Source organism: Paracraurococcus lichenis, assembly GCF_030657435.1.
Lineage (GTDB): Bacteria > Pseudomonadota > Alphaproteobacteria > Acetobacterales > Acetobacteraceae > Paracraurococcus > Paracraurococcus lichenis.
The window spans coordinates 1-360 of sequence record NZ_JAUTWS010000537.1 but is presented as its reverse complement, the minus strand read 5'-3'; the positions used below and the strand labels follow the sequence as shown (position 1 = coordinate 360).

At 68.3% G+C, this 360-nt stretch carries 1 protein-coding gene; it reads left to right on the top strand.

The features are described from left to right. Positions 1-75 precede the first annotated feature (75 nt). Positions 76-360 (top strand): helix-turn-helix domain-containing protein (locus Q7A36_RS41145; protein ID WP_305109533.1); only part of this gene is annotated, 285 nt, incomplete at its 3' end.

The following is a 360-nucleotide window of genomic DNA, read 5'->3' as shown; positions in this document are numbered from 1 at the left end:
TATTGAGCCGGCGGTGGTGTTCTTGAAGGCTGCGGCTGCTGTACCCAAATAGCTGACATCATGAAGCAGGTGGACATGCGGAGCCTGACGCCGGCGGCGCAAGAGGAGCGCCGGCGACAGGTGATCGGGCTGCGTCAGGCGGGGCAGACCTATGCCGCGATCGCAGCCCAGGTCGGGCTGACCCAGACCGGGGCTTTCGACATCTGCAAGCGCTTCGCCGAGCACGGCCCAGCGGGGCTGAAGAGCAAGCCGCGCGGGCCGGCGCCGGGGCATGGCAACCTGCTGACGGCAGAGCAGGAAGCCGAGGTCCAGGCGCTGATGCGCCAGCAGATGCCGGACGAGCTGGGGCTGGACTTCGCG